Origin of the sequence: Billgrantia saliphila, assembly GCF_002930105.1 — a bacterium.
In the GTDB taxonomy this organism is placed as follows: domain Bacteria; phylum Pseudomonadota; class Gammaproteobacteria; order Pseudomonadales; family Halomonadaceae; genus Halomonas; species Halomonas saliphila.
Window position 1 is genome coordinate 182,668 of the sequence record NZ_PJRN01000005.1, and the last position, 22,229, is coordinate 204,896.

Annotated in this window: 22 protein-coding genes and 1 pseudogene; 4 read left to right on the forward strand and 19 right to left on the reverse strand. The window is 64.0% G+C overall.

All coding sequences use genetic code 11. The features are described 5' to 3' along the window. Nucleotides 1-24: 24 nt before the first annotated feature. The 19 genes from mgtE to argC form a co-directional block, all read right to left on the reverse strand. Nucleotides 25-1,398, reverse strand: coding sequence for a magnesium transporter (gene mgtE / locus CYJ07_RS07805; protein WP_104203115.1), 1,374 nt, complete (start codon nt 1,396-1,398; stop codon nt 25-27). Between the two features lie 160 nt (nt 1,399-1,558). Continuing rightward, nucleotides 1,559-1,987: a F0F1 ATP synthase subunit epsilon gene (locus CYJ07_RS07810; RefSeq protein ID WP_104203116.1), complete on the reverse strand. Its 429-nt coding sequence runs from the start codon at nt 1,985-1,987 to the stop codon at nt 1,559-1,561. 24 nt (nt 1,988-2,011) lie between these two features. Then, complete coding sequence (gene atpD, locus CYJ07_RS07815; RefSeq protein ID WP_104203117.1) at nt 2,012-3,388, reverse strand: F0F1 ATP synthase subunit beta; 1,377 nt, start codon at nt 3,386-3,388, stop codon at nt 2,012-2,014. A 68-nt stretch (nt 3,389-3,456) separates the two neighbouring features. After that, the gene (gene atpG, locus CYJ07_RS07820) at nt 3,457-4,341 is read right to left on the reverse strand and encodes a F0F1 ATP synthase subunit gamma (RefSeq protein ID WP_104203118.1); all 885 of its coding nucleotides are present in this window, start codon (nt 4,339-4,341) and stop codon (nt 3,457-3,459) included. 69 nt (nt 4,342-4,410) lie between these two features. Beyond that, nucleotides 4,411-5,955 (reverse strand): F0F1 ATP synthase subunit alpha, encoded by a 1,545-nt coding sequence (gene atpA, locus CYJ07_RS07825; protein ID WP_104203119.1) that lies wholly within the window; start codon nt 5,953-5,955, stop codon nt 4,411-4,413. A gap of 16 nt (nt 5,956-5,971) precedes the next feature. After that, nucleotides 5,972-6,508 carry a F0F1 ATP synthase subunit delta gene (locus CYJ07_RS07830; protein ID WP_104203120.1) on the reverse strand — a complete coding sequence of 179 codons (537 nt, stop codon included), beginning with the start codon at nt 6,506-6,508 and terminating at the stop codon, nt 5,972-5,974. An 11-nt stretch (nt 6,509-6,519) separates the two neighbouring features. Beyond that, nucleotides 6,520-6,990, reverse strand: a complete 471-nt coding sequence (locus tag CYJ07_RS07835; RefSeq protein ID WP_104203121.1) for a F0F1 ATP synthase subunit B — start codon at nt 6,988-6,990, stop codon at nt 6,520-6,522. Nucleotides 6,991-7,063: 73 nt separating this feature from the next. After that, nucleotides 7,064-7,291 carry a F0F1 ATP synthase subunit C gene (atpE, locus tag CYJ07_RS07840; RefSeq protein WP_104203122.1) on the reverse strand — a complete coding sequence of 76 codons (228 nt, stop codon included), beginning with the start codon at nt 7,289-7,291 and terminating at the stop codon, nt 7,064-7,066. Between the two features lie 67 nt (nt 7,292-7,358). After that, nucleotides 7,359-8,186, reverse strand: coding sequence for a F0F1 ATP synthase subunit A (gene atpB / locus CYJ07_RS07845; protein WP_104203123.1), 828 nt, complete (start codon nt 8,184-8,186; stop codon nt 7,359-7,361). A 7-nt stretch (nt 8,187-8,193) separates the two neighbouring features. Then, complete coding sequence (locus CYJ07_RS07850; protein WP_104203124.1) at nt 8,194-8,601, reverse strand: ATP synthase subunit I; 408 nt, start codon at nt 8,599-8,601, stop codon at nt 8,194-8,196. 185 nt (nt 8,602-8,786) lie between these two features. Beyond that, a complete protein-coding gene (locus CYJ07_RS07855; protein ID WP_104203125.1) occupies nt 8,787-9,701 on the reverse strand; it encodes a ParB/RepB/Spo0J family partition protein in 915 nt (304 codons plus the stop codon). Nucleotides 9,702-9,754: 53 nt separating this feature from the next. Then, complete coding sequence (locus tag CYJ07_RS07860) at nt 9,755-10,525, reverse strand: ParA family protein (RefSeq protein ID WP_104203126.1); 771 nt, start codon at nt 10,523-10,525, stop codon at nt 9,755-9,757. A gap of 27 nt (nt 10,526-10,552) precedes the next feature. Beyond that, nucleotides 10,553-11,218 (reverse strand): 16S rRNA (guanine(527)-N(7))-methyltransferase RsmG, encoded by a 666-nt coding sequence (gene rsmG, locus CYJ07_RS07865; protein WP_104203127.1) that lies wholly within the window; start codon nt 11,216-11,218, stop codon nt 10,553-10,555. After that, the gene (mnmG, locus tag CYJ07_RS07870) at nt 11,215-13,110 is read right to left on the reverse strand and encodes a tRNA uridine-5-carboxymethylaminomethyl(34) synthesis enzyme MnmG (protein WP_104203128.1); all 1,896 of its coding nucleotides are present in this window, start codon (nt 13,108-13,110) and stop codon (nt 11,215-11,217) included. The genes rsmG and mnmG overlap by 4 nt, the downstream gene beginning before the upstream one ends. Before the next feature lie 555 nt (nt 13,111-13,665). Continuing rightward, nucleotides 13,666-14,439 carry an amino acid ABC transporter ATP-binding protein gene (locus tag CYJ07_RS07875; RefSeq protein WP_104203129.1) on the reverse strand — a complete coding sequence of 258 codons (774 nt, stop codon included), beginning with the start codon at nt 14,437-14,439 and terminating at the stop codon, nt 13,666-13,668. 10 nt (nt 14,440-14,449) lie between these two features. After that, on the reverse strand, nt 14,450-15,121 hold the full coding sequence (locus CYJ07_RS07880; RefSeq protein ID WP_104203130.1) for an amino acid ABC transporter permease: 672 nt from the start codon (nt 15,119-15,121) through the stop codon (nt 14,450-14,452). Nucleotides 15,122-15,220: 99 nt separating this feature from the next. Next, complete coding sequence (locus CYJ07_RS07885; RefSeq protein ID WP_104203131.1) at nt 15,221-15,985, reverse strand: transporter substrate-binding domain-containing protein; 765 nt, start codon at nt 15,983-15,985, stop codon at nt 15,221-15,223. A gap of 78 nt (nt 15,986-16,063) precedes the next feature. Continuing rightward, nucleotides 16,064-16,417 (reverse strand): iron-sulfur cluster insertion protein ErpA, encoded by a 354-nt coding sequence (erpA, locus tag CYJ07_RS07890; RefSeq protein ID WP_104203132.1) that lies wholly within the window; start codon nt 16,415-16,417, stop codon nt 16,064-16,066. 96 nt (nt 16,418-16,513) lie between these two features. Further along, a complete protein-coding gene (gene argC / locus CYJ07_RS07895; RefSeq protein WP_104203133.1) occupies nt 16,514-17,548 on the reverse strand; it encodes an N-acetyl-gamma-glutamyl-phosphate reductase in 1,035 nt (344 codons plus the stop codon). Nucleotides 17,549-17,674: 126 nt separating this feature from the next. Here argC and CYJ07_RS07900 point away from each other — a divergent pair, with 126 nt between their 5' ends. The 4 genes and pseudogenes from CYJ07_RS07900 (at nt 17,675) to hemL (ending at nt 22,208) form a co-directional block, all read left to right on the forward strand. After that, nucleotides 17,675-19,432, forward strand: a complete 1,758-nt coding sequence (locus tag CYJ07_RS07900) for a chloride channel protein (RefSeq protein ID WP_104203134.1) — start codon at nt 17,675-17,677, stop codon at nt 19,430-19,432. Nucleotides 19,433-19,528: 96 nt separating this feature from the next. Next, complete coding sequence (hemJ, locus tag CYJ07_RS07905; RefSeq protein WP_104203135.1) at nt 19,529-19,960, forward strand: protoporphyrinogen oxidase HemJ; 432 nt, start codon at nt 19,529-19,531, stop codon at nt 19,958-19,960. A 1-nt stretch (nt 19,961) separates the two neighbouring features. Then, nucleotides 19,962-20,762 (forward strand): annotated as a pseudogene (thiD, locus tag CYJ07_RS20435) (bifunctional hydroxymethylpyrimidine kinase/phosphomethylpyrimidine kinase); the annotation flags it as partial. A 156-nt stretch (nt 20,763-20,918) separates the two neighbouring features. Then, nucleotides 20,919-22,208, forward strand: coding sequence for a glutamate-1-semialdehyde 2,1-aminomutase (gene hemL / locus CYJ07_RS20440; protein WP_197038294.1), 1,290 nt, complete (start codon nt 20,919-20,921; stop codon nt 22,206-22,208). Nucleotides 22,209-22,229: the final 21 nt, after the last annotated feature.

Consider the following 22,229-nt stretch of genomic DNA (forward strand, 5'->3'; position numbering starts at 1 on the left):
GCAGGCGCAAGCGTGACGCGAGGACTATGCCCCGGTCAGCACCGCCGTGGCGATGGTGAAATAGATCAGCACGCCACTGGCATCGATGAGGGTCGTTACCAATGGAGCCGACGCCGTGGCCGGGTCCCAGCCGACGCGGTTGAGAACGAACGGCAGGCACATGCCCAGCAGGCTACCGAACAGCACGATGACGACCATGCTGGCGGCGACCACCATGGCCACCGCCTCGCCGCCGCGCATCACGCCGATGGGCGCCACCGCCAGCGCCATGGTCAGGCCCAGCGAGCCCGCCACCAACAGCTCGCGACCGAGCAGCTTGCCCCAGTCCTTGACGCCCACGTCGCCGGTGGCCATGCCGCGCACCATCAGCGTCGCCGCCTGGGCGCCGGCATTGCCGCCGCTGCCGATCAGCAGCGGCAGGAAGAACACCAGCGCCACCTGGGCGGCGATGGTGTCCTCGAAGTAGGCGATGCCGGCGCCGGAAAAGAGATTGGCGAACACCAGCAGCACCAGCCAGGTCACGCGCTTGCGGTAGAGGCTCCAGAGCGGCACCCGGCTGACGCCGTCCTCGAGCTGGCCGATGGACATGCCCTTGTGGAAATCCTCGGTAGCTTCGGATTCGACCACGTCCATGGCATCGTCATGGGTGACGATCCCCACCAGCCTTTCGTCAGGATCGATCACCGGCATGGCCAGCAGGTCGTAGCGCGCCACCAGGCGGGCCACCTCCTCCTGCGCCTCGTCGACCGGAATGCTGATCACGTCCTTGATCATCAAGTCGTCGACCCTGGCCCCGGGGCGCGCCACCATCAGCTGGCGCAGCGACATGGTGCCGGCCAGTTTGCCCTCGGCGTCGATCACGTAGAGTTGGTAAACCGTCTCGGCGTCCGGTGCCGTCTGCCGCACCCGCATCATGGCCTGGGAGACGGTCATCCCGCTGGGAATGGCCACGTAATCCGAGGTCATGATCGCCCCTGCGGTTCCCTCCTCGTAGCTCGCCAGCCGCTTGAGGTCCTCGCGCTCCTGGCGCGCCATGCGACGCAGCAATACCTCCTGGCGATCCTCGTCGAGCAGGTTGAACAGGTCGGCGCGTTCGTCCGAGCCCATCTCCTCCAGCACCGAGAGCAGCAGTTCGTCGGACATCGACTGGGCGACTTCGAGCTGCACCTCACCGGGTAGATAGCCGAGCACGTTGGCCCGCCGCTCCAGCGGCAGGCAGTCGAGCAGGCGCAGCACACTGGCCAGGTCATCATCTTCCTCGACCAGCTCCTCGAGGATTTCGGAGAGATCCGCGGCGCGCAGCTCAGGGAGCAGTTCGTCAAGACGCTCGCGCTGTTCCTGCTCGAGGGCGGTCAGCAGCGTTTCCTTGTGCTCCTGCAGCGGTTCGCTCAGCGACATGGGCTCTCTCCTGGCTCTCCCTCACCGCTAGCCGCTCCTGGCACGACGAGGTGGCGTGTATGGCTCGGGCACTCCGAGGCCGATGGCTGCATGATAACAGAGACGAAAACGCCCCCCGAAGTGGCTTCGGGGGGCGCTGTCGCAGCAGGCGACGGTGGGATCAGCCCCTGCCGCCCTTCTTGCGCAATTGCTGGATCGTCCGCAGCTGAGCCACGGCTTCCGCGAGATCGGCGGCGGCGCGGGTATAGTCCATTTCCGCCGATTTCTCGTTGAAGGCTCGCAGCGCATGCTGGCGGGCCTCCTCGGCAGCGGCCTCGTCGAGATCGCTCGCCCGCGCTGCCGAATCGGCCAGCACGGTCACCACGTCCGGCTGCACTTCGAGGAAGCCGCCTGACACGTAGTAGTTCTCTTCCTGCCCGCCATCGTGAATCACGCGAACGGGGCCCGGCTGCAGCTCGGTCAGCAGCGGAGCGTGCCCGGGCAGGATGCCCAGGTCGCCCATGATGCCCGAAGCCACGATCTGCTCGACTTCACCGGAGAAGATCGAGGCCTCGGCGCTGACGATATTGCATGTGAAGCTTTTCGCCATAGCGAAGTCCCCCAGTGGACGGGATTACTTCATCTGGTTGGCTTTCTCGACGGCTTCGTCGATGCTGCCCACCATGTAGAAGGCCTGCTCGGGCAGGTTGTCGTACTCGCCGTCTAGGATGCCCTGGAAACCGCGGATGGTCTCCTTCAGCGGCACGTACTTGCCCGGAGAGCCGGTGAAGACTTCGGCGACGAAGAACGGCTGCGACAGGAAGCGCTGGATCTTACGCGCCCGTGACACGGCGAGCTTGTCCTCGTCGGACAGTTCGTCCATGCCCAGGATCGCGATGATGTCCTTGAGCTCCTTGTAGCGCTGCAGCACGTTCTGTACACCGCGTGCGGTGTTGTAGTGCTCCTCGCCGACGACCAGCGGGTCGAGCTGACGCGAGGTGGAGTCCAGCGGATCGATGGCCGGATAGATACCCAGCTCGGCGATGGAGCGCGCCAGTACCACGGTGGCATCCAGGTGCGAGAAGGTAGTGGCCGGCGACGGGTCGGTCAGGTCGTCCGCGGGAACGTAGACCGCCTGCACTGAAGTGATCGAGCCGGTCTTGGTGGAAGTGATGCGCTCCTGCAGGACGCCCATCTCCTCGGCCAGGGTCGGCTGGTAGCCCACCGCGGAGGGCATGCGGCCCAGCAGTGCGGATACCTCGGTACCGGCCAGGGTATAACGGTAGATGTTGTCGACGAACAGCAGCACGTCGCGGCCCTCATCGCGGAACTTCTCGGCGATGGTCAGGCCGGTCAGAGCGACGCGCAGACGGTTGCCCGGCGGCTCGTTCATCTGGCCGTAGACCAGCGACACCTTGTCGATGACGTTGGACTCGGTCATCTCGTGATAGAAGTCGTTACCTTCACGCGTCCGCTCACCCACACCGGCGAACACGGAGTAACCGCTGTGCTCGGTGGCGATGTTGCGGATCAGCTCCATCATGTTGACCGTTTTGCCCACGCCGGCGCCGCCGAACAGGCCGACCTTGCCGCCCTTGGCGAACGGGCAGACCAGATCGATCACCTTGATGCCGGTCTCGAGCAGCTCGTTGGAAGCCGCCTGCTCGGCATAGGTCGGGGGCTTGCGGTGGATCGGCATACGCTCCTGCTCACCGATGTCGCCAGCCTCGTCGATCGGCTCACCGAGCACGTTCATGATGCGACCCAGGGTCTCCTTGCCAACGGGCACGGAAATGGCGGCACCGGTATTGGCGACCTGCATGCCACGCTTGAGCCCCTCGGTAGAGCCCATGGCGATGGTGCGCACCACGCCGTCACCCAACTGCTGCTGGGTTTCAAGCACGGTCTCGACTTCCGAGACTTTCAGCGCGTCGTAGACCTTGGGAACATCGTCCCGCGGAAACTCTACGTCAATCACCGCGCCGATGATTTGTACGATACGTCCGCTCATCTTGGTTCCTCTCAAAAACCTGCAAATGAAACCTGTGTGCCGGGAGCGCTCGCGGCGCTCCCGAGGCGCTATACGGCAGCGGCGCCGCCAACGATCTCGGAAATCTCCTGGGTGATGGCGGCCTGACGGGCCTTGTTGTACACCATCTCCAGATCGTCGATCAGTCCGCCGGCGTTGTCGGTGGCGTTCTTCATGGCGATCATCCGGGCCGCCTGTTCGCAGGCCCCGTTCTCGACCACCGCCTGATACACCTGGGATTCGATGAAACGAACCAGCAGGCTATCCAACAGCGCCTTGGCATCCGGCTCATACAGGTAGTCCCAGCTACCGGGACGCTTGTTGTCCTCGTCATCCGCATCGGCTCCCATGTCGGGATCCAGCGGCAGCAACTGTCGAACCACCGGCCTTTGCGTCATGGTGTTGACGAACTCGTTGTACACCACGAAGAGGCGATCCAACTCCCCCTCGTCGTAGGCATCGAGCATCACCTTGACGCTACCGATCAGGTCCTCCATTTCAGGCGCTTCGCCCAGGCCGCTCTTGGCCGCGACCAGGTTACCGCCGTAGTTGCGGAAGAAGCCGCCGGCCTTGCTGCCCAGGGCACAGAAGTCGAGCTCCGCGCCCGCCTTGCGCCACTCCACAGCACTCCTGACTACGGCCTTGAACAGGTTGACGTTCAGGCCGCCGCACAGGCCGCGGTCGGTGGAAACCACGATGTAACCGACCCGCTTCACCTCGTCGCGCTCGACCAGATAGTCGTGTTTGTACTCGGGATTGGCGTCGGCAAGGTGGCTGGCCACGTTGCGGATCTGCCGGGCATAAGGCTGGCTGGCCTTCATCAGATCTTGCGCTTTACGCATCTTCGACGCAGCGACCATTTCCATGGCGCTGGTGATCTTCTGCGTATTCTTGATGCTCCCGATCTGGGTGCGTATCTCTTTTGCAGCTGCCATAGCGATCTACCTCGTTCGTGGCCCTCAGAAGATGTCCATGGCCCGCCCTGGCGGGCGGGCCGGCGGCATTTACCAGCTCTGAGTGGCCTTGAACTGCTCGAGACCCTGCTTCAGCCCTTGCTGGATCTCGTCGTTGTAGTCGCCGGTCTGGTTGATCTTGTCGAGCAGCTCGACATGCTCGGACTTCATGTAGTCGTGCAGGGCACGTTCGAAGTCCAGCACCTTGCTTACCTCGACGTCATCCAGGAACCCTTCGTTGGCCGCGTAGAGCGAGAGGCTCATTTCGGCCACGGAGAGCGGCGAGTATTGCTTCTGCTTCATCAGCTCGGTGACGCGCTGACCGTGCTCGAGCTGCTTGCGGGTGGCTTCGTCCAGGTCGGAGGCGAACTGGGAGAAGGCCGCCAGCTCGCGGTACTGGGCAAGTGCCAGGCGCACGCCGCCGCCAAGCTTCTTGATGATCTTGGTCTGGGCCGAACCGCCCACGCGCGATACCGACAGACCGGCGTTGATGGCCGGACGGATACCCGCGTTGAACTGGTCGGTCTCGAGGAAGATCTGGCCGTCGGTGATCGAGATCACGTTGGTCGGAACGAATGCCGATACGTCGCCGCCCTGGGTCTCGATCAGCGGCAATGCCGTCAGCGAGCCAGTCTTGCCCTTGACTTCGCCGTTGGTGAACTTCTCGACGTAATCGGTATTGACGCGAGCGGCACGTTCGAGCAGACGCGAGTGGAGATAAAAGACGTCACCCGGGTAGGCTTCGCGACCCGGCGGGCGGCGCAGCAGCAGCGACACCTGACGGTAGGCCCAGGCCTGCTTGGTGAGATCGTCATAGACGATCAGGGCGTCCTGGCCGCGGTCGCGGAAATATTCGCCCATGGTGCAGCCAGCGTAGGGAGCCAGGAACTGCATCGGGGCCGGGTCGGCGGCACCGGCGGCGACGACGATGGTGTGCTCCATCGCGCCGTGCTCCTCGAGCTTGCGCACCACGTTGGCGATGGTCGACTGCTTCTGACCAATGGCCACATAGATACAGGTGACGCCCTTCCCCTTCTGGTTGATGATCGCGTCGATCGCGATCGCCGACTTGCCGATCTGGCGGTCGCCGATGATCAGCTCGCGCTGGCCGCGGCCGATCGGCACCATGGCGTCGATCGCCTTGAGGCCGGTCTGGATCGGCTGGTCCACCGACTGACGGGTGATGACGCCCGGGGCGACCTTTTCCACCGCATCGGTCAGCTTGGCGCCGATCTCGCCCTTGGCGTCGATGGGGTTGCCCAGCGCATCGACCACGCGGCCGATCAGCTCGGGACCCACCGGCACCTCGAGGATACGACCGGTACAGCTGGCGGTCATGCCCTCTTCGAGCTGGAGGAAGTCGCCCAGCACCACCGCACCCACGGAGTCGCGCTCGAGGTTGAGCACCATGCCGAAAATGCTGCCGGGAAATTCGATCATTTCACCGAACATCGCGTCTTCGAGGCCGTGAATACGCACGATGCCGTCGGATACGCTGACGATGGTGCCCTGGTTACGAGCTTCGGATGCGACATCCAGCTTTTCGATACGCTGCTTGATGATGTCGCTGATCTCGGAAGGATTCAGTTGCTGCATGCCATGTCCCTCAGACTCAGGCGGTAAGAGCTTCGGAGAGCCGGTTCAATCGACCGCGCACCGATCCGTCGATGACGGTATCGCCGGCACGCAGGATGACGCCCCCGATAAGCTTCGGATCCACCTGAGTGATAATGGAGATTTCGCGATTCAGCCGCTTCTTGAGCGCGCCGGCGAGCTTGTTCTGCTGATTGTCATCGAGCTCGTAGGCCGAGACGACGGTGACCTCGATGCGCTGGTCATGCTCGGCGCGCAGGTACGCGAACCGCTCCGCGATCGCGGGAAGCGCCGTCAGTCGACCTTTCTCGCCCAACATGTCGAGGAAAGCCTTCGCCGAGTCGTCGAGCTTGACCTCGGTGAGCTCAATGAGCATGGCCACCTTGCGCTCGGGTGAGAAACGCGGGCTGGACAGAAGCTTCTGCACGTCACGTACGGCAACGGCCTGACCCATTTTGTCGAGCCATTCGGACCAGTCGTCCAGCGCCTGGTGTTCGCGTGCGTGCTCGAACGCCGCTCTAGCATAGGGTCGCGCGACGGTAGACAGTTCCGCCATGGGTCACCTCCTCACAGTTCGGCGGCAAGCTGGTCGAGCAGCTTGCGATGCGCCTTCTCGTCGACGGAGGCTTCCAGGACGCGTTCGGCACCGGCCACGGCGAGGCTGGACACCTGGGCTCGCAGCTCGTCCTTGGCACGCTGGATTTCCTGATCGATTTCGGCACGCGCGCCGGCGATCAGACGCTCGCCCTCGGCGCGAGCCTGCTCGCGGGCTTCCTCGACGATCTGCGCCGAGCGCTTGTTGGCCTGCTCAAGAATCTGCGAAGCCTGCTCCTTGCTCTCGCGCAGCGTCTGGGACGCCTGCTCCTGGGCGAGCTCGAGGTCACGTGACGCCCGGCTGGCCGCATCGAGACCTTCGGCGATCCTCTTCTGGCGCTCGTGAAGCGCGGTGCTGATCGGCGGCCACACATACTTGATACAGAACCAGACAAAAATCGCGAAGGCGATCGTTTGTCCGATAAGCGTCATGTTGATATTCACGGGTATGTACCTCTGACAGGTTCGTGGCGACCGGAAACGAGCAAACCGAGCGCTTCAGCGCTCGGCAGCTTCGTTAACCGGCGACGACGAAGATCAGGTACATCGCGATACCCACGCCGATCATCGGCACGGCGTCGAGCAGACCGGCCATCAGGAAGGTCTTGGTCTGCAGCTGGTCGCCCAGCTCGGGCTGGCGAGCGGTGGACTCCAGCAGCTTACCGCCCAGCAGGGCGAAGCCGATGCCGGTACCCAGAGCGCCCAGACCGATCATGAGAGAGGCGGCGAGGTAGATGTAATCCATGATGTGCTCCTAGTTTTCGAGTTGACTTTCAAGCGTTAAGGGTTAGGGGAACTGCAAGTTGCTCGTTTCAGTGATGCTCGTGCGCGGCGCTGAGATAGACCACGGTGAGCATGGTGAAGATGAAGGCCTGGAGGGTAATAACCAGGATGTGGAAGATGGCCCACGGCACGTCGAGCAGCCAGATGGCCCAGAACGGCAGCAGGGCGATCAGAATGAAGATGACCTCACCGGCGAACATGTTGCCGAACAGTCGCATCGCCAGACTGAAGGGCTTGACGACCAGGCCCACGATTTCGAGAACCAGATTGAAAGGAACCAGCAGCCAGACGTTGAACGGCGTCAGCGAGAGTTCGCGGGCGAAACCGCCGACCCCCTTGACCTTGAAGCTGTAGTAGAGAATCAGGATGAAGACGCCCAGCGCCATGCCCAGAGTGGCGTTGACGTCGGTAGTGGGCACGATTTTCATGTACTCGACGCCGAGGCGCGCGAAGAGCTCCGGTAGGTAGTCGACCGGGATGATCTTCAACGTGTTCATCAGCAGGATCCACACGAACAGCGTCAGCGCCAGCGGCGCGATGATGGGGTTCCTGCCGTGGAAAGCGGAGCGCACCAGGCTCTCAATGAACTCGATGACCATCTCGACGGCGTTCTGCAGCCCGCCGGGCACGCCGGTGGTGGCGATCTTGCCGGCCTTGCGGAACAGCCAGATGAACAGCAGGCCCATGGCGATGGACCAACCCATGGTATCGAGATGGATGGCCCAGAAGCCCATTTCGCGGGCCTCTTCGGCAGAATGAGCGATCGACCAGCCGTTCTCGGGATGACGACCGAAGGTCAGGTTCTGGAGGTGATGCTGTATATAGGACGCTGCCGTAACTTCGTTACCTGCTGCCATGCTGTCATTACCTCGATTCAGGAGCCGGTCTTCCACGCTTGAACCAGGGCGCGAGCCAATGCGTGAACAGGACCGCCACGTATGCGACGAAGAAGAAAATTGGGTTTGAGGGGGGCGCTGCCACGAACACCATGGCCAACAGCGCCACCGTCAAACCGAACTTTCCTGCCTCGGCTCGGTACAGAGTCAAGACAAAGCGTCTAGCCCGCTTTCCTCCACGAACCGAGCCGATACGCCAAGCGAAGTAGAGGGAGGGAATCAGACCGGCCAACCCTCCCAGCAGCGCCGACAGAGCGCCTCCACTCCCCGAAACCAGTGCGCCGATGCCCGTCAGTACCAGCGTTACGACGCCTTGCAGGCGGAGCAATCGGACGACGTCGAGGCGACCGCGTCTTTCGGCAGCGTGTCTCTGCATCTGTCGACATTCCTGCCCTGCCAGGCAGGGATCGAGCGCCGGCCAGTCCGAGCCTATCGCTCAGGCAAACAACGGCGGATTATAGGGAAGCACCCCAGCCTGTTCAACCAGACAAGGCGCTTTTGACGGCGAATGGCGCGGCTTTGCGACCAAAGATGGAACCCATTGTCGACATTGCTCGGCGACTAGCGAATGTGTTCGAGGATGCCATCCAGCTCGTCCAGGCTCGAGTAGCGAATTGTCAAGCGCCCTTTGCCGCCACGACCGTGCTGAATCCTGACCGGAGCGCCGAGCAGCTCGCCGAGCCGCGTCTCGAGTCTCGCAACGTCAGGGCTCGGCGCCGTTGCGGCCGGTTTCGGCTCCCCCTGAGTCAGGCGCTTCACCAACGCCTCGGTATCGCGCACGGTGAGGTCCTTGTTGACCACTTCGTGGGCCGCGCGGCGCTGCTTGGCACCCGACAGGGCGAGCAGGGCTCGGGCATGGCCCATGTCCAGATCGCCGCGCTCGAGCAGTGTCTGTACCTCGGGGTCGAGCGCGAGCAGGCGCAGCAGATTGGCGACCTGAGCGCGCGACTTCCCCACGGCGTCGGCGACCTGCTGCTGGGTGAGCTCGAACTCCTCGAGCAGCCGCTTGAGCGCCATCGCCTCCTCCACCGGGTTGAGGTTCTCGCGCTGGATGTTCTCGATCAACGCCAGCGCCAGGGCGACCTCGTCGCTGACCTCGCGTATTACCGCCGGGATGGTGTCGAGTTCGGCGAGCTGGGCGGCACGCCAGCGGCGCTCGCCGGCAACGATCTCGTAGCGCGACTCGCCGATGGGCCGCACCACAATGGGCTGCATCACACCCTGGGCTCGGATCGAGTCGGCCAGTTCCTCCAGCGCTTCCGGCTGGATATCGCGGCGCGGCTGATACTTGCCGCGGCAGAGCTGGCCCAGCGGCAGGCGCTCGAGCCGCTCCTCGGCGGCGGCGGGAGCGACGGCGGTTTCGCCGTCCTCGGCAGGGGGGATTTCCACCTCGGGCAGCTCGAGGTTCTCGCGGCGGCGGGCGCCGGCACCGATCAGGGCATCCAGGCCACGGCCCAGGGCGCGTTTTCGCGTCATCAGCATTCCCTCATCACAACGAGCGTATCACACGGGCAGAACGTGCCGGTCACCTAGAGCGACAGACGACGAATCAGTTCTTTGGCCAGCACCCGGTGGGCCTGACTGCCCCGCGAGAAGCGAGCGTACTTGGTCACCGGCAAACCATGGCTCGGCGCCTCGGCCACCCGGACGTTGCGCGGAATGGTGGTCTTCAGCAGCGTTTCGCCGAAGTAGTCGCGCAGCTGCTTGCTGACGTCCCGGGTCAAGCTGTTGCGACCGTCGAACATGGTGCGCAGGATGCCATAGATTGCCAGGTCGGGGTTCACGCTATCCTTGATCTGTTCCACGGTATCGAGCAGTGCCGAGAGCCCTTCGAGGGCGTAGAACTCGCACTGCAGCGGTATCAATACACCGTTGGCGGCGGTCAAGGCGTTGACGGTGAGCATGTTCAGCGACGGTGGACAGTCGATCAGCACCACGTCGTACTCACCCGCGACGCTGGCCAAGGCCTCGGTCAGGCTGCGTTCACGCCCTTCGGCACGGTCGAGCAGTTCGACCTCTGCGGCGGTGAGATCGCCGTTGCCGGGCAGCAGGGTATACCCCGCGGTGGGACAGTCGAGCATCACCTCGGTGGCACGCTTCTCGCCCAGCAGCAGGTCAAGCACGCTGCCGTCGAGCGAGTGCTTGTCGATGCCGCTGCCCATGGTGGCATGCCCCTGGGGATCCAGATCGACCAGCAGCACGCGTCGATCCAGCGCCGCCAGGCTAGCGGCCAGGTTGACGGCGGTGGTGGTCTTGCCCACGCCGCCCTTCTGGTTGGTCAAGGCGATAATCTGGGTCACGGACGATTTCCCCTGCATCGACGGCGCTCAGTGGCGGCCTGGATTGGAATCGGTTCGCTCGATGATCAACAACGCACGCTCGCCTGCCGTGAACGGGACCGTCAGCGCATGGCGTTCACGAATCGTCATCCCCGGGTCCAGATCGGCCAGCTCATCGTCGACGGCCGGTCCCTTCATGGCGAGCCAGCGACCGTCGATCGCTACCAGGTGTTCGGTCAGGCTCGTGAAGTCCGCGAGGCTGGCGAAGGCACGGGAGATCACCTGGGCGAAACCGCCCGGGGGTGCGTCGAAGGCCTCGACGCGAGCCTGTACCGGCGTGACGTTGTCCAGCCCGAGCTCCATCACCGCCTGGCGCTGGAAGCGAACTTTCTTGCCGTTGCTGTCGAGCAGCGTGACCCCAAGCGCGGGCTCGAGAATCGCCAGCACCAGACCCGGGAGCCCCGGGCCGGCGCCCACGTCGAGCAGCGGCGCGCGGCTCACGAAGGGCAGCACGGCCGCGCTGTCGAGCAGGTGACGGGCCACCATTTCCTCGGGCGAGCGTATCGCGGTGAGGTTATAGGCGCGATTCCACTTGTGCAACAGCCCGACCAGTCGTAGCAGACGCTCGCGCTGGTCGACGTCCACGACGATATCCAGTTCGGCCAGGCCCGCATCGAGCCGCGTCGCCACCTGCGGGGTCAAGGCATCGCTCATCCGTTGGCCACCCGGTGTTCGTCGAGCAGGCGACGCTTCTTGAGGTGAATCAATAGGATAGATACCGCCGCCGGAGTCACGCCGGAGATGCGGGCAGCCTGGGCCAGGGTCTGCGGGCGCGCCTCGGCGAGCTTCTGGCGGATCTCGTGGGAAAGCCCCTCGACTCGGGCATAGTCGAGGTCGGCCGGCAGCGGTGTCGCCTCGTGACGCTTGAGCTTGTCGATCTCGTCCTGCTGCCGGTCGATGTAACCCTGATACTTGGCCTGGATCTGCACCTGTTCGGCCACCGTCTCGTCGCCCACCGGCTCACCGACGAGCCCGGCGACGTCAGCGTAGCCGAGCTCGGGGCGCTTGAGCAGGTCGAGCAGGCTGTATTCGCGGGTAAGCGGCTTGCCGGTCTTCGCCTCGACGGCGGCGGCGGCGGCACTGCCGGGCTGGACCCAGCCGGACCTGAGCCGTGCGCTCTCACGCTCGATCGCCTCGCGCTTTTGGCTGAACGCAGCCCAGCGAGTATCGTCGATCAGACCCAGATCTCGACCGGCTTCGGTCAGGCGCAGGTCGGCGTTGTCCTCGCGCAGTAGCAGCCGGTACTCGGCGCGAGAGGTGAACATGCGGTAGGGCTCCTTCGTGCCCAAGGTGATCAGATCGTCGACCAACACTCCGAGATAGGCCTCGTCGCGCCGCGGCCACCAGGCCTCGAGACCGCGTGCGCGCCGCGCCGCGTTGAGCCCTGCCAGCAATCCCTGGGCACCGGCTTCCTCGTAGCCGGTGGTGCCGTTGATTTGCCCGGCGAAGAACAGATTGTGGATAAATTTGGTCTCCAGCGAGTGCTTCAGGTCGCGTGGGTCGAAGAAATCGTACTCGATGGCGTAGCCGGGCCGGGTGATATGGGCGTTTTCCAGCCCCTTGATCGAGCGCACCACCTGGAGCTGCACGTCGAAGGGCAGCGAGGTGGAGATGCCGTTGGGGTAGAGCTCGTGGGTATCGAGTCCTTCCGGTTCGACGAACACCTGATGGCTCGCCTTGTCGGCGAAACGGTGCACCTTGTCCTCGATCGACGGGCAGTAACGCGGCCCGACGCCTCCGATCACGCCGGAGTACATGGGCGAGCGGTCGAGGTTGGCGAAAATGATCTCGTGGGTGCGCTCGTTGGTGTGGGCAATGTGGCAGCTCACCTGGCGCGGATGCATGTCGCGCCGGCCCAGATAGGACATCACCGGCGTCGGCGTGTCGCCGGGCTGCTCCTCGAGCACCGAGAAATCGACGCTCTTGGCATCCAGCCGCGGCGGGGTGCCGGTCTTGAGCCGGTCGACCCGAAACGGCAGCGCGCGCAGGCGGGTCGCCAGAGCGTTCGAGGGCGGGTCGCCGGCGCGGCCGCCGCGACTCTGCTCAAGACCGATATGAATCACTCCACCGAGGAAGGTGCCGGTGCACAGCACCACCGTTTCGGCACGCAAGCGAATGCCGGCTTCGGTTACCACGCCGCGGACCGTGTCGCCGTCGACGATCAGGTCGCCCGCAGCCTGCTGGAACAGCGTCAGATTGGGCTGGCTTTCCAGCATACCGCGTATGGCCGCCTTGTAGCGTACGCGGTCGGCCTGAGCGCGGGTGGCGCGTACCGCCGGCCCCTTGCGGGCGTTGAGCACACGGAACTGAATACCGCCGAGATCGGTGGCCAGCCCCATGGCGCCGCCCAACGCATCGATCTCCTTGACCAGATGGCTCTTGCCGATCCCGCCGATGGCGGGGTTGCAGGACATCTGGCCGAGAGTCTCGATGTTGTGGGTCAACAACAGGGTCTGACAGCCCATGCGGGCGGAGGCCAGAGCGGCTTCGGTACCCGCATGGCCGCCGCCGATGACGATGACGTCAAAGCGGTCGGGATACTCCAAGTTACACCTCGTTGCGCTTGCGCGCGGATATTTCCATAGGGGGTGAAAAACAGCCTGGCAGTATAAACCGCCTGTGGGTAAGCGTCAGGGGTTTTCCACATTCGGTTCGCCGGCGAGCTTTCAATCTCACCAGACTAAACAAAACAGAATGATTAAAAGAGAGAAGTTCTGTTGTGGTTGTAACTACTGGTGTGGACAAAAACGGTGGATAACCTTAAAAATCACTTATGCAACATTAGGATGCATTGTTGACGGCTGCGGGGGAAAGCGGCTGACGCCCTGAGGGTGAACGGTGTCGAGCCTGTGGATGAATGGAGCGGTTGCCCACAGGCGAGACGCTACACGCTTTTTCCACCGCCGGCTACCGGGGTTGTCACCGCAACTGTGAACAACCGGATGTTGCAGTCGGCAATGGCGCAACCGTGCGGCTGCGAGAGCAAAACAGGGCAATAAGCGTGAAAAGATATCCACAGGCATGAACAGGCATAAAAAAGGCCCTGTCGATCGCGACAGGGCCTGCACGGCAATTTCCGCAAGCGCTTGCGAATAGAGTTATCAGTGCTTGAGCACCCGCGACAGGAAGTTCTGGGTACGCTCGTGCTGTGGTGAATCGAAGAGGATGTCGGGAGCCGCCTGCTCGACGATTTCGCCCTTGTGAATAAAGACCACCCGATCGGCGACCTCGCGGGCGAAGCCCATCTCGTGTGTGACCACGACCATGGTCATGCCCTCTCGTGCCAGCTCGCGCATGGCGTCGAGGACCTCGCCGATCATCTCCGGGTCGAGCGCCGAGGTGGGCTCGTCGAACAGCATCAGGCGTGGCTCCATGGCGAGTGCCCGCGCCAGAGCGACGCGCTGCTGCTGGCCGCCCGAGAGCTGGCTGGGGTATTTGCTTGCCTGATCGGCGATACCGACCCGCTCGAGCAGACGTTCGGCGGTCTCGACCGCGTCGGCGCGGCTCCAGCCGCGCACTTTCATCGGCGCCAGCGACACGTTGTCGAGTACGCTGAGGTGGGGAAAGAGATTGAACTGCTGAAACACCATGCCGACTTCGGTGCGGATCCGCTGCAGTGCCCGGTTGCTCTTGCCGTTGGGCAGCAGCTCGTTGCCGTCGACCTCGATGTGCCCATGCTGGAACTCCTCGAGGCCGTTGATGCAGCGAATCAAGGTGGATTTGCCGGAACCGCTGGCGCCGATCACCACGACCACTTCGCCGGGTTGGATCGCGAGGTCGATGTCCTTGAGCACGTGCAGGTCGCCGAAGTACTTGTTGACCTTCGCCATGTGCACGATGGGTTCGGCGCTGGAAGGGGAGTTGTCTTGGGTCATGTCGCGCTCCTTATTGTCCGACCAGGCCCTTGCGCTCGAGCAGGCGCAATGCGAAAGACAGGCTCAGCGTTATCGCCAAGTAGAGGAGGGCGACCATCAGGTAGACTTCCAGGGCGTTGAAGGTGGTGGCGATGTAGACCTGCCCCTGGCGCACCAGCTCGCCCACGCCGATCACCGAAAACAGCGAGGTGTCCTTGATGCTGATAATGCCCTGGTTACCGAGCGATGGGATCATGCGGCGAAACGCCTGGGGCCAGATGATGTAGCGGAACGCCTGGGTTCGCGAAAGGCCCAGCGACAGACTGGCCTCGCGCTGGCCGCGGTCGATCGACTGGACGCCACCGCGCACGATCTCGGAAATATAGGCGCCGGAATTCACCGCGATCGCCGCGATACCCGCCACCAGCGCGTTGATGGGCCCGCCGAGAAGTTGCGGCAGGCCGTAGAAGATGAACAGTACCTGCACCAGCACCGGCGTGCCGCGGAAGATCTCGATGTAGGCCACGGCCGGAATTCGCAGCCAGGCGATGGGGCTGATGCGCAGCAGGCCGAAGAGAATGCCGATGAGAAAGCCGATGGCCAGGCCACCGAAGGAGATCAGCAAGGTATAGGGTATCCCCTTCAGCAGGAAGGGAATGGAGGCGAAAGCGGCCTCCCAGTCGAATTGGAAGGTGACGTCCACGTGGGTTCTCCCGTCAGGATGCGTCTCGGGGAAGATGGGGGTGACAACGCAGCGGGGTCGGGTCCATGACCCGACCCCGCGATCAGGATGCTCGGGGCATCACTCGTCGCTGGCGCTGCCGAACCACTTCTCGTGGATCTCGTCGTAAGTGCCGTCCTCGCGCATCTCGGCCAGGGCCTCGTTGGTGGGTTCGACCCACTCGCTGCCCTTGACGAACACGATGCCGTACTGCTGGCCTTCGTAGAGCGGGCCGACCACCTTGACCCGGCCTTCGCCGCGGGTCTGGGAGAAGTAGCCGACGTTGGGCGCATCGTAGAAGACCGCATCGACGCTGCCGCCGAGCAGGGCCATGTACATGTCGCTGCTGCCCGGGTAGGGAGTGATGTCGGCTTCGTCGCCGAGATTCTCCTCGAGGAAGTCATAGCTGGTGGAACCGACCTTGGTGCCGATCTTCTTGCCCTTGAGGTCGTCGATCTCCTCGACGCCTTCCTCATCGGCGCGTACCAGAATCCTCAGGCCGCTGTCGTAGTAGGGGTCGGAAAAGTCGACGATCTCGGCACGCTCGTCGGTGATGGTGATGCCGGCGATGGCGATATCCACATTGCCGGTCTGTACCGCGGGAATGATGCCATTGAAATCCATCGTCTCGATTTCGTATTCGAAACCTGCCCGCTCGGCCACCTCGGCAAGGATGTCCATGTCGAAGCCGACCATCTCGCCGGATTCCTGGTCCATCATCTCGAAGGGGACGAAGCTCGGGTCGGTGACCACGTCGAGCGTTTCGTTGGCGGTGACCATGCCGGAGAGACCGAACCCGAAGGCAATGGCGGAGACCAGGGTGGCCGTCTTCACTTGTCGTTTCATACGTTTCCCCATGGTGAATTGTTGTGGCGTTAGCCTTTCAACCATGGCGAGTTCACGGGGAAGCGTCAAGTCAAGGGGTTACACCATGAAGGAGGCGCCGCAGCCGCAGGTCGTGGTGGCGTTGGGGTTCTGTACCAGGAAGCGGGCACCGGCCAGCCCCTCCTCGTAATCCACGGTGGAGCCAACCAGGTACTGGTAGGAAAGTTCGTCGACCACCAGCGCGACATCGCCGAAATCGATGAGCGTATCGTCCTCGCCGACCGTATCGGCGAAGTCGAAACCGTATTGGAAACCCGAACAGCCGCCGCCCGTCACATAGACGCGAAGCTTGAGACCGGGGTTGCCTTGTTCCTCGATGAGCGCTCGCAGCCGCTTCCTGGCGGCATGGGAGAGCAACATGGGAGTAGGCACGAAAGATTCTGCACCGCTCATGGGCATCCTCCCCTGAGCTTGATGAATGGTAACGGACGATTATCCGCATTCCCCAGCAAAAGGGTCAACTATTTGCCGGAGTAGTGTGCCTGGCTCTCATGGCAGCAGGGCCGGCGCGGCGAGACCCGCGTTCTCGTCGAAGCCGAACATCAGGTTGAGGTTCTGTATGGCTTGTCCCGAAGCGCCCTTGACCAGGTTGTCGATCACCGACAGCACGACCACGGTGTCGCCGTTACCGGGGCGGTGCACCGCCAGGCGGCAGACGTTGGCACCCTTGACGCTGCGAGTTTCCGGATGGCTGCCGGCGGGCATCACGTCGACGAAAGGCTCGTCGGCAAAGCGCTGTTCGAACAGTGTCTGCAAGTCGCCCGGCTCGCCTGTCAGGCGCCCGTAGAGCGTGGCATGGATACCGCGAATCATCGGGGTCAGGTGAGGGACGAAGGTCAATCCGACCGGTCCGCCGGCGGCATCGGCTAGGCCCTGGCGGATCTCCGGCAGGTGGCGGTGGCCGGCGGCGCCATAGGCCTTCATCGATTCGCTCGCCTCGGCCAGCAGCGAGGCAACCTTGGCGCCGCGCCCGGCACCGGTCACTCCCGACTTGCAGTCGGCGATGATGTGATCGGCATCGATCAGCCCCGCCTCGAGCAGCGGCAGCAGGCCCAGTTGAACCGCCGTCGGATAGCAGCCGGGCACGGCGATCAGACGCGCTTCGCGTATCGCTTCGCGGTGCAGCTCGGGCAGGCCGTAGACGGCACGCTCGAGAAGCTCGGGGGCACCGTGGGATTGGCCGTACCACGTGGCCCACTCGCCGGCATCGCGTAGCCGGAAGTCGGCGGAGAGATCGATCACCCGGGTGCCCTGGGCGAGCAGCTCGCCGGCCAGCGCGTGAGCGACGCCATGGGGAGTGGCGAAGAATACCGCATCGCAAGCGCCCAGGCGGCGGGCATCCGGCTCGCTGAAGGCAAGCGTATCGTAATGACCGCGCAGGTTGGGATACATATCGCTGACGCGTACGCCGGCCTCGGAGCGCGAGGTGATGGCCTCGACCTGGACCGCGGGGTGCTGGGCCAGCAGCCTGAGCAGTTCGACGCCGGTATAACCGGTGCCGCCGACGATTCCGACCTTGATCACAACGGGACTCCTCGAATGATTGCCTGGCGAAGCGATCGCTCACGGGACCGCCCTGTCTGGATATGATACACAAGAGAGGGGGTGGCCACCCAGCCGCTCGAGACATGTCCGTACAGGAACGTTGCCGTGTTGCGCCTCTCGTTTCCCGCCTTCAACCTGGAAAGTTTTCGTCGCAAGCTGGCGAGCGTCGACGCTCTGCCGCAGCTGTGCGTCCTTGGGGTCGTCTCGGGCCTGTTGACCGGTGCCGTGATGGTCGGTTTCCGTCTGCTGCTGGAACTGGGTGGCTTCATCCTCATGCCCGGTAACGATCCCGAAGCTTTCGAGGCGCTGTCGCCACTGCTGCGCACGGCTCTGCCGCTGCTCGCGGTGGTCCTCATCGGGGTTTTCCTGTGGCGTCAGCCTGCGGCGGCGCGCAAGCTCGGCGTGGGGCACGTCATCGAACGCCTTACCCATCACCAGGGACGTTTCCCGATGCGCAACTGGCTCAACCAGTGGTGGGTCGGCGTGGCGTCGGTGCTGGGCGGACTGTCGGCCGGACGCGAGGGGCCGGCGATCCATCTCGGTGCCGCAGCCGCCAGCGGACTCGGCCAGTGGTTGCGCTTGCCGCACAACAGCCTGCGGGTGCTGGTGGCCTGCGGTACGGCGGCGGGTATCTCGGCGTCGTTCAATACTCCCATTGCGGGCGTCATCTTCGCCATGGAAGTGGTGATGATGGAGTACACCATCGCCGGTTTCATGCCGGTGATCCTGGCCTCCACCGTGGGCGCGCTGGTCGCCATGCTGGTATTCGGCTCCGAGCCGGCCTTCGAGGTGCTCAGCGTCAGTCTCGGCTCGCTGATGAACCTGCCCTGGATCGTCGTCTCGGCGCTGTTCATCGGGCTGCTGGCGGGGCTCTTCATCCGTGTGGCGAGAAGCGAGCGCATCGCCGCGCTGCCGGTCGCGATCAGGCTGGCGATGGTGGGGGTCGCCACGGCCACGGTGGCGTGGTGGTATCCCGACGTGCAGGGGATCGGCTACGACAGCCTGGCCGCCTCCCTGGCAGGCAGCGTGACGCTGGACGTACTGCTGGCATTGGTAGTGGCCAAGCTGCTGCTGACGGCACTGACGGTGGCCAGCGGCATTCCCATCGGCATCATCGGGCCGATGCTGGTGGTAGGGGCCGCCGCCGGTGCGCTGGCGGGGCTGACCGGCGCCTGGCTTACACCTGGTTTTGCCGCCGAGCCGGGCTTCTATGCCATGCTCGGCATGGCGGCGATGATGGGAGCCGTGCTGCAGGCGCCGCTGGCGGCGCTGATGGCGCTGCTGGAGCTGACCCAGAATCCCCACATCATCCTGCCGGGGATGCTGGCGGTGGTGGTGTCCGGCCTCACGGCGCGTCAGCTGTGTCGCTGCGACGGTTTCTTCATCAGCGTTACCCGCCACGGCCTGCATCCGTTGCAGCAGCCGCTGATGCAGGCGCTCTCGCGCATCTCGGTACCGGCCGTGATGGAGCGCAGCCTGGCGACCACCCCGCGCATGGTGACCCGCGAGCAGGCGCGAGTGCTGCTCGATGCCAAGCCGCAATGGATCCTGATTCTGCGCTCAACCGGCGACAAGCCGACCCTGGCGCTCAAGGCTGCCGATCTGGCACGGGCGCTGATGGACGAACAGATTGCCGAGGAAGCCGAGACCGAAGATGCGCTGATCGACCTGCTCGAGGTGCCGGGGCAACGCCTGGAAATGGCACCGATCCATCTACAGGCCACCCTGTCGGAAGCGTTCGAGCGACTCAACGACCAGTCGGTCGATGCGCTCTACGTGGAACACGGGCGGCGACCGAAGCATCAGCGGATTTCGGGTATCATCACCCGCGAGGCCATCGAGCGTTACTATTCGCTTCGGTAGGGCAGCGGTGACATGGAATGATGCGGATTGCCCGCGCAGGGCATCGTTGCCATGCTCCCGGCGTGGTCGCCGGCTTCATCCGTCTTGGGAGAACGCATGTACCTCTGGATCAAGGCTCTGCATATCGTGGCCGTGGTGACCTGGTTCGCCGCGCTGTTCTACCTGCCAAGGCTCTACGTCTACCATGCCATGGCACGCGACAAGGGCGAACGGCAGCTCATCGAGACCTTCGGCGTCATGGAGCGCAAGCTCTATCGCGGCATCATGACCCCCTCGATGATCGCGGTGATCGCGCTGGGCCTGTGGATGCTCTACCTCAATCCCGGATGGCTCGGCATGGGCTGGATGCATGTCAAGCTGGCGCTGGTGCTGCTGCTGGTGATCTACCATCATGTCTGCTTGGTTTATCTCAAGCAGTTCGCCGCGGGGCGCTGTCATCGCAGCCATAAGTTTTTCCGCGCGTTCAACGAGCTACCGGTGTTGGCACTGCTGGGTATCGTCATTCTGGTCGTGCTGAAGCCGTTCTGACATGCGCAACGAGAGACAGGAACCGAATCCGCCGGTGGTGCTGGTGCTGGCAGGACACGACCCCACCGGTGGGGCGGGACTCGTGGCCGACAGCGAAGCGATCGCCGCCTGCGGCGGCTGGGCCATGACGATACCGACGGCGCTCACGGTGCAGGATTGTTGCGACGTTCACCGCGTCGTCCCCGTCGATGCCGATCTGATCCGCGACATGGCAGCTGCCCTGTCATCGACACCGATCGCGGCGATCAAGGTGGGGCTGGTGGCCAGCAGCGACACACTCGACGCCGTGGTGGCCATCGTGCGTGACCGTCCCGGCGTCCCGGTGGTCGTCGATCCGGTGCTCAAGGCGGGCGGTGGCGCAGAGTTATCCACAACCGAGCTGGTCGAGGCGTTCCGTACTCGACTGCTGCCGCTGGTGGATGTTCTGACCCCCAATCGTCTGGAGCTGGAGCGGTTCACGGATGGCGCCGGTCAGGACGATAGGGCGCGCGCCGAGCGGCTGCTGACGTCGGGCTGCGACGCCGTACTGGTGACCGGAACCGACGATCCCGAGGCGGACGTGCCGGCCGGCGAAGTGCAGCAGGTGCTCTACTGTGCCGAAGGACGCTTCGCCTGGCGCTGGCCGCGGCTGGCGGGGCGATACCATGGGTCCGGCTGTACCCTGGCAGCGGCGTTGGCGGCTCGCCTGGCGCTCGGCGAGTCGCTGCATGAGGCTTGCGAGCGGGCCCAGGCCTTCGCTTGGCGCGCTCTGGCACGAGCCTGGCAGCCTTCCGTCGGGCAAGCGCTGCCTCGTCGGCTGGCAGGCTTGGAAGCGGCGAGCGGGCACAATGCCGGAACGCACCAGTCGAATACGCCCGACATGGGCGAAGATCACCGCTATTTCACCGGGCATGCCAAGGTTATCCAGAAAACTATCCACAGCCCGTCTTCAACACTTCGTGACTTCAAAGAGGCTCACATGACCACATCCGCCACGCTCTTCGAACAGGCTTGTCGTCACATTCCCGGTGGGGTCAACTCTCCGGTGCGCGCCTTCAAGGGGCTGCATCGCCCCCCGGTGTTCATCGAGCGGGCCCAGGGCGCCTACCTCTACGACGTGGAGGGCAATCGCTATGTCGACTATGTCGGCTCCTGGGGGCCGATGATCACCGGTCACGCCGACCCGGACGTGCTGGGCGCCGTGCGTGAACGGCTCGACAATGGGCTCTCCTTCGGCACGCCGACGGCCATCGAGACCACCATGGCCGATCTGATCTGCGAAATGATCCCGTCGATCGACCTGGTGCGCATGGTCAATTCGGGTACCGAAGCCACCATGTCGGCCATCCGACTGGCGCGAGGCTTCACCGGACGCGACAAGATCGTCAAGTTCGAGGGCAACTACCATGGCCACTCCGACTCGCTGCTGGTCAAGGCCGGTTCCGGTGCCCTGACCCATGGCGAACCCAGTTCGCCGGGGGTGCCGGCATCGTTGGCCGAACACACCATAACCCTGTCCTACAACGATCTCGACGCCGTCGATGCGTGCTTCGAGGAGATCGGCAGCGAGATCGCCTGCATCATTGTCGAGCCGGTAGCCGGCAACATGAATTGCATTCCGCCCTTGCCCGGATTTCTCGAAACCCTGCGTCGGGTTTGCACCGAGTACGGCAGTGTGCTGATCTTCGATGAGGTAATGACCGGCTTTCGCGTCGCCATGGGTGGCGCCCAGGCGCACTTCGGCATCGAGCCCGACCTGACCTGTCTGGGCAAGATCGTCGGCGGCGGTATGCCGGTGGGAGCGTTCGGCGGCAAGCGCGACATCATGGAGCGAATTTCGCCGCTGGGGCCGGTCTACCAGGCCGGTACGCTCTCCGGCAATCCGCTGGCCATGGCCGCCGGCATCGCACTGCTGACCAAGCTGCGCGAGCCCGGCTTCCACGATGCGCTGGCGCAGCGTGTCGATACGCTGTGTCATGGACTGCAGGAGCGTGCCGATGCGGCCGGTATCGACATGATCACCCAAGGGGTGGGCGGCATGTTCGGGTTGTTCTTCACCGCGCAGTCGCGGGTCGACAACTTCGCCCAGGCGACGGCCTGCGACGCCGAGGCTTTTCGGCGCTTCTTCGCCGCGATGCTGGACGAGGGAGTCTATTTGGCACCCTCGGCGTATGAGGCGGGCTTCATGTCCAGTGCGCATACGCCGGAAGACATTCAACTGACGCTGGACGCCGCCGAGAGGGCCTTTGCCCAGCTGCGCCAGCCCTGACGAGGCAGGAACGCCACGAGG

What these genes read in the sequence shown, in the direction of transcription:
- atpE (WP_104203122.1), bottom strand. Translation starts at nt 7,291, where the DNA reads ATGGATTACATCTACCTCGCCGCCTCTCTCATGATCGGTCTGGGCGCT.
- hemJ (WP_104203135.1), top strand. Translation starts at nt 19,529, where the DNA reads ATGTACCTCTGGATCAAGGCTCTGCATATCGTGGCCGTGGTGACCTGG.
- rsmG (WP_104203127.1), bottom strand. Translation starts at nt 11,218, where the DNA reads ATGAGCGATGCCTTGACCCCGCAGGTGGCGACGCGGCTCGATGCGGGC.
- CYJ07_RS07830 (WP_104203120.1), bottom strand. Translation starts at nt 6,508, where the DNA reads ATGGCGGAACTGTCTACCGTCGCGCGACCCTATGCTAGAGCGGCGTTC.
- CYJ07_RS07885 (WP_104203131.1), bottom strand. Translation starts at nt 15,985, where the DNA reads ATGAAACGACAAGTGAAGACGGCCACCCTGGTCTCCGCCATTGCCTTC.
- atpG (WP_104203118.1), bottom strand. Translation starts at nt 4,341, where the DNA reads ATGGCAGCTGCAAAAGAGATACGCACCCAGATCGGGAGCATCAAGAAT.
- atpD (WP_104203117.1), bottom strand. Translation starts at nt 3,388, where the DNA reads ATGAGCGGACGTATCGTACAAATCATCGGCGCGGTGATTGACGTAGAG.
- erpA (WP_104203132.1), bottom strand. Translation starts at nt 16,417, where the DNA reads ATGAGCGGTGCAGAATCTTTCGTGCCTACTCCCATGTTGCTCTCCCAT.
- hemL (WP_197038294.1), top strand. Translation starts at nt 20,919, where the DNA reads ATGACCACATCCGCCACGCTCTTCGAACAGGCTTGTCGTCACATTCCC.
- CYJ07_RS07875 (WP_104203129.1), bottom strand. Translation starts at nt 14,439, where the DNA reads ATGACCCAAGACAACTCCCCTTCCAGCGCCGAACCCATCGTGCACATG.
- mgtE (WP_104203115.1), bottom strand. Translation starts at nt 1,398, where the DNA reads ATGTCGCTGAGCGAACCGCTGCAGGAGCACAAGGAAACGCTGCTGACC.
- CYJ07_RS07855 (WP_104203125.1), bottom strand. Translation starts at nt 9,701, where the DNA reads ATGACGCGAAAACGCGCCCTGGGCCGTGGCCTGGATGCCCTGATCGGT.
- atpA (WP_104203119.1), bottom strand. Translation starts at nt 5,955, where the DNA reads ATGCAGCAACTGAATCCTTCCGAGATCAGCGACATCATCAAGCAGCGT.
- CYJ07_RS07850 (WP_104203124.1), bottom strand. Translation starts at nt 8,601, where the DNA reads ATGCAGAGACACGCTGCCGAAAGACGCGGTCGCCTCGACGTCGTCCGA.
- atpB (WP_104203123.1), bottom strand. Translation starts at nt 8,186, where the DNA reads ATGGCAGCAGGTAACGAAGTTACGGCAGCGTCCTATATACAGCATCAC.
- CYJ07_RS07810 (WP_104203116.1), bottom strand. Translation starts at nt 1,987, where the DNA reads ATGGCGAAAAGCTTCACATGCAATATCGTCAGCGCCGAGGCCTCGATC.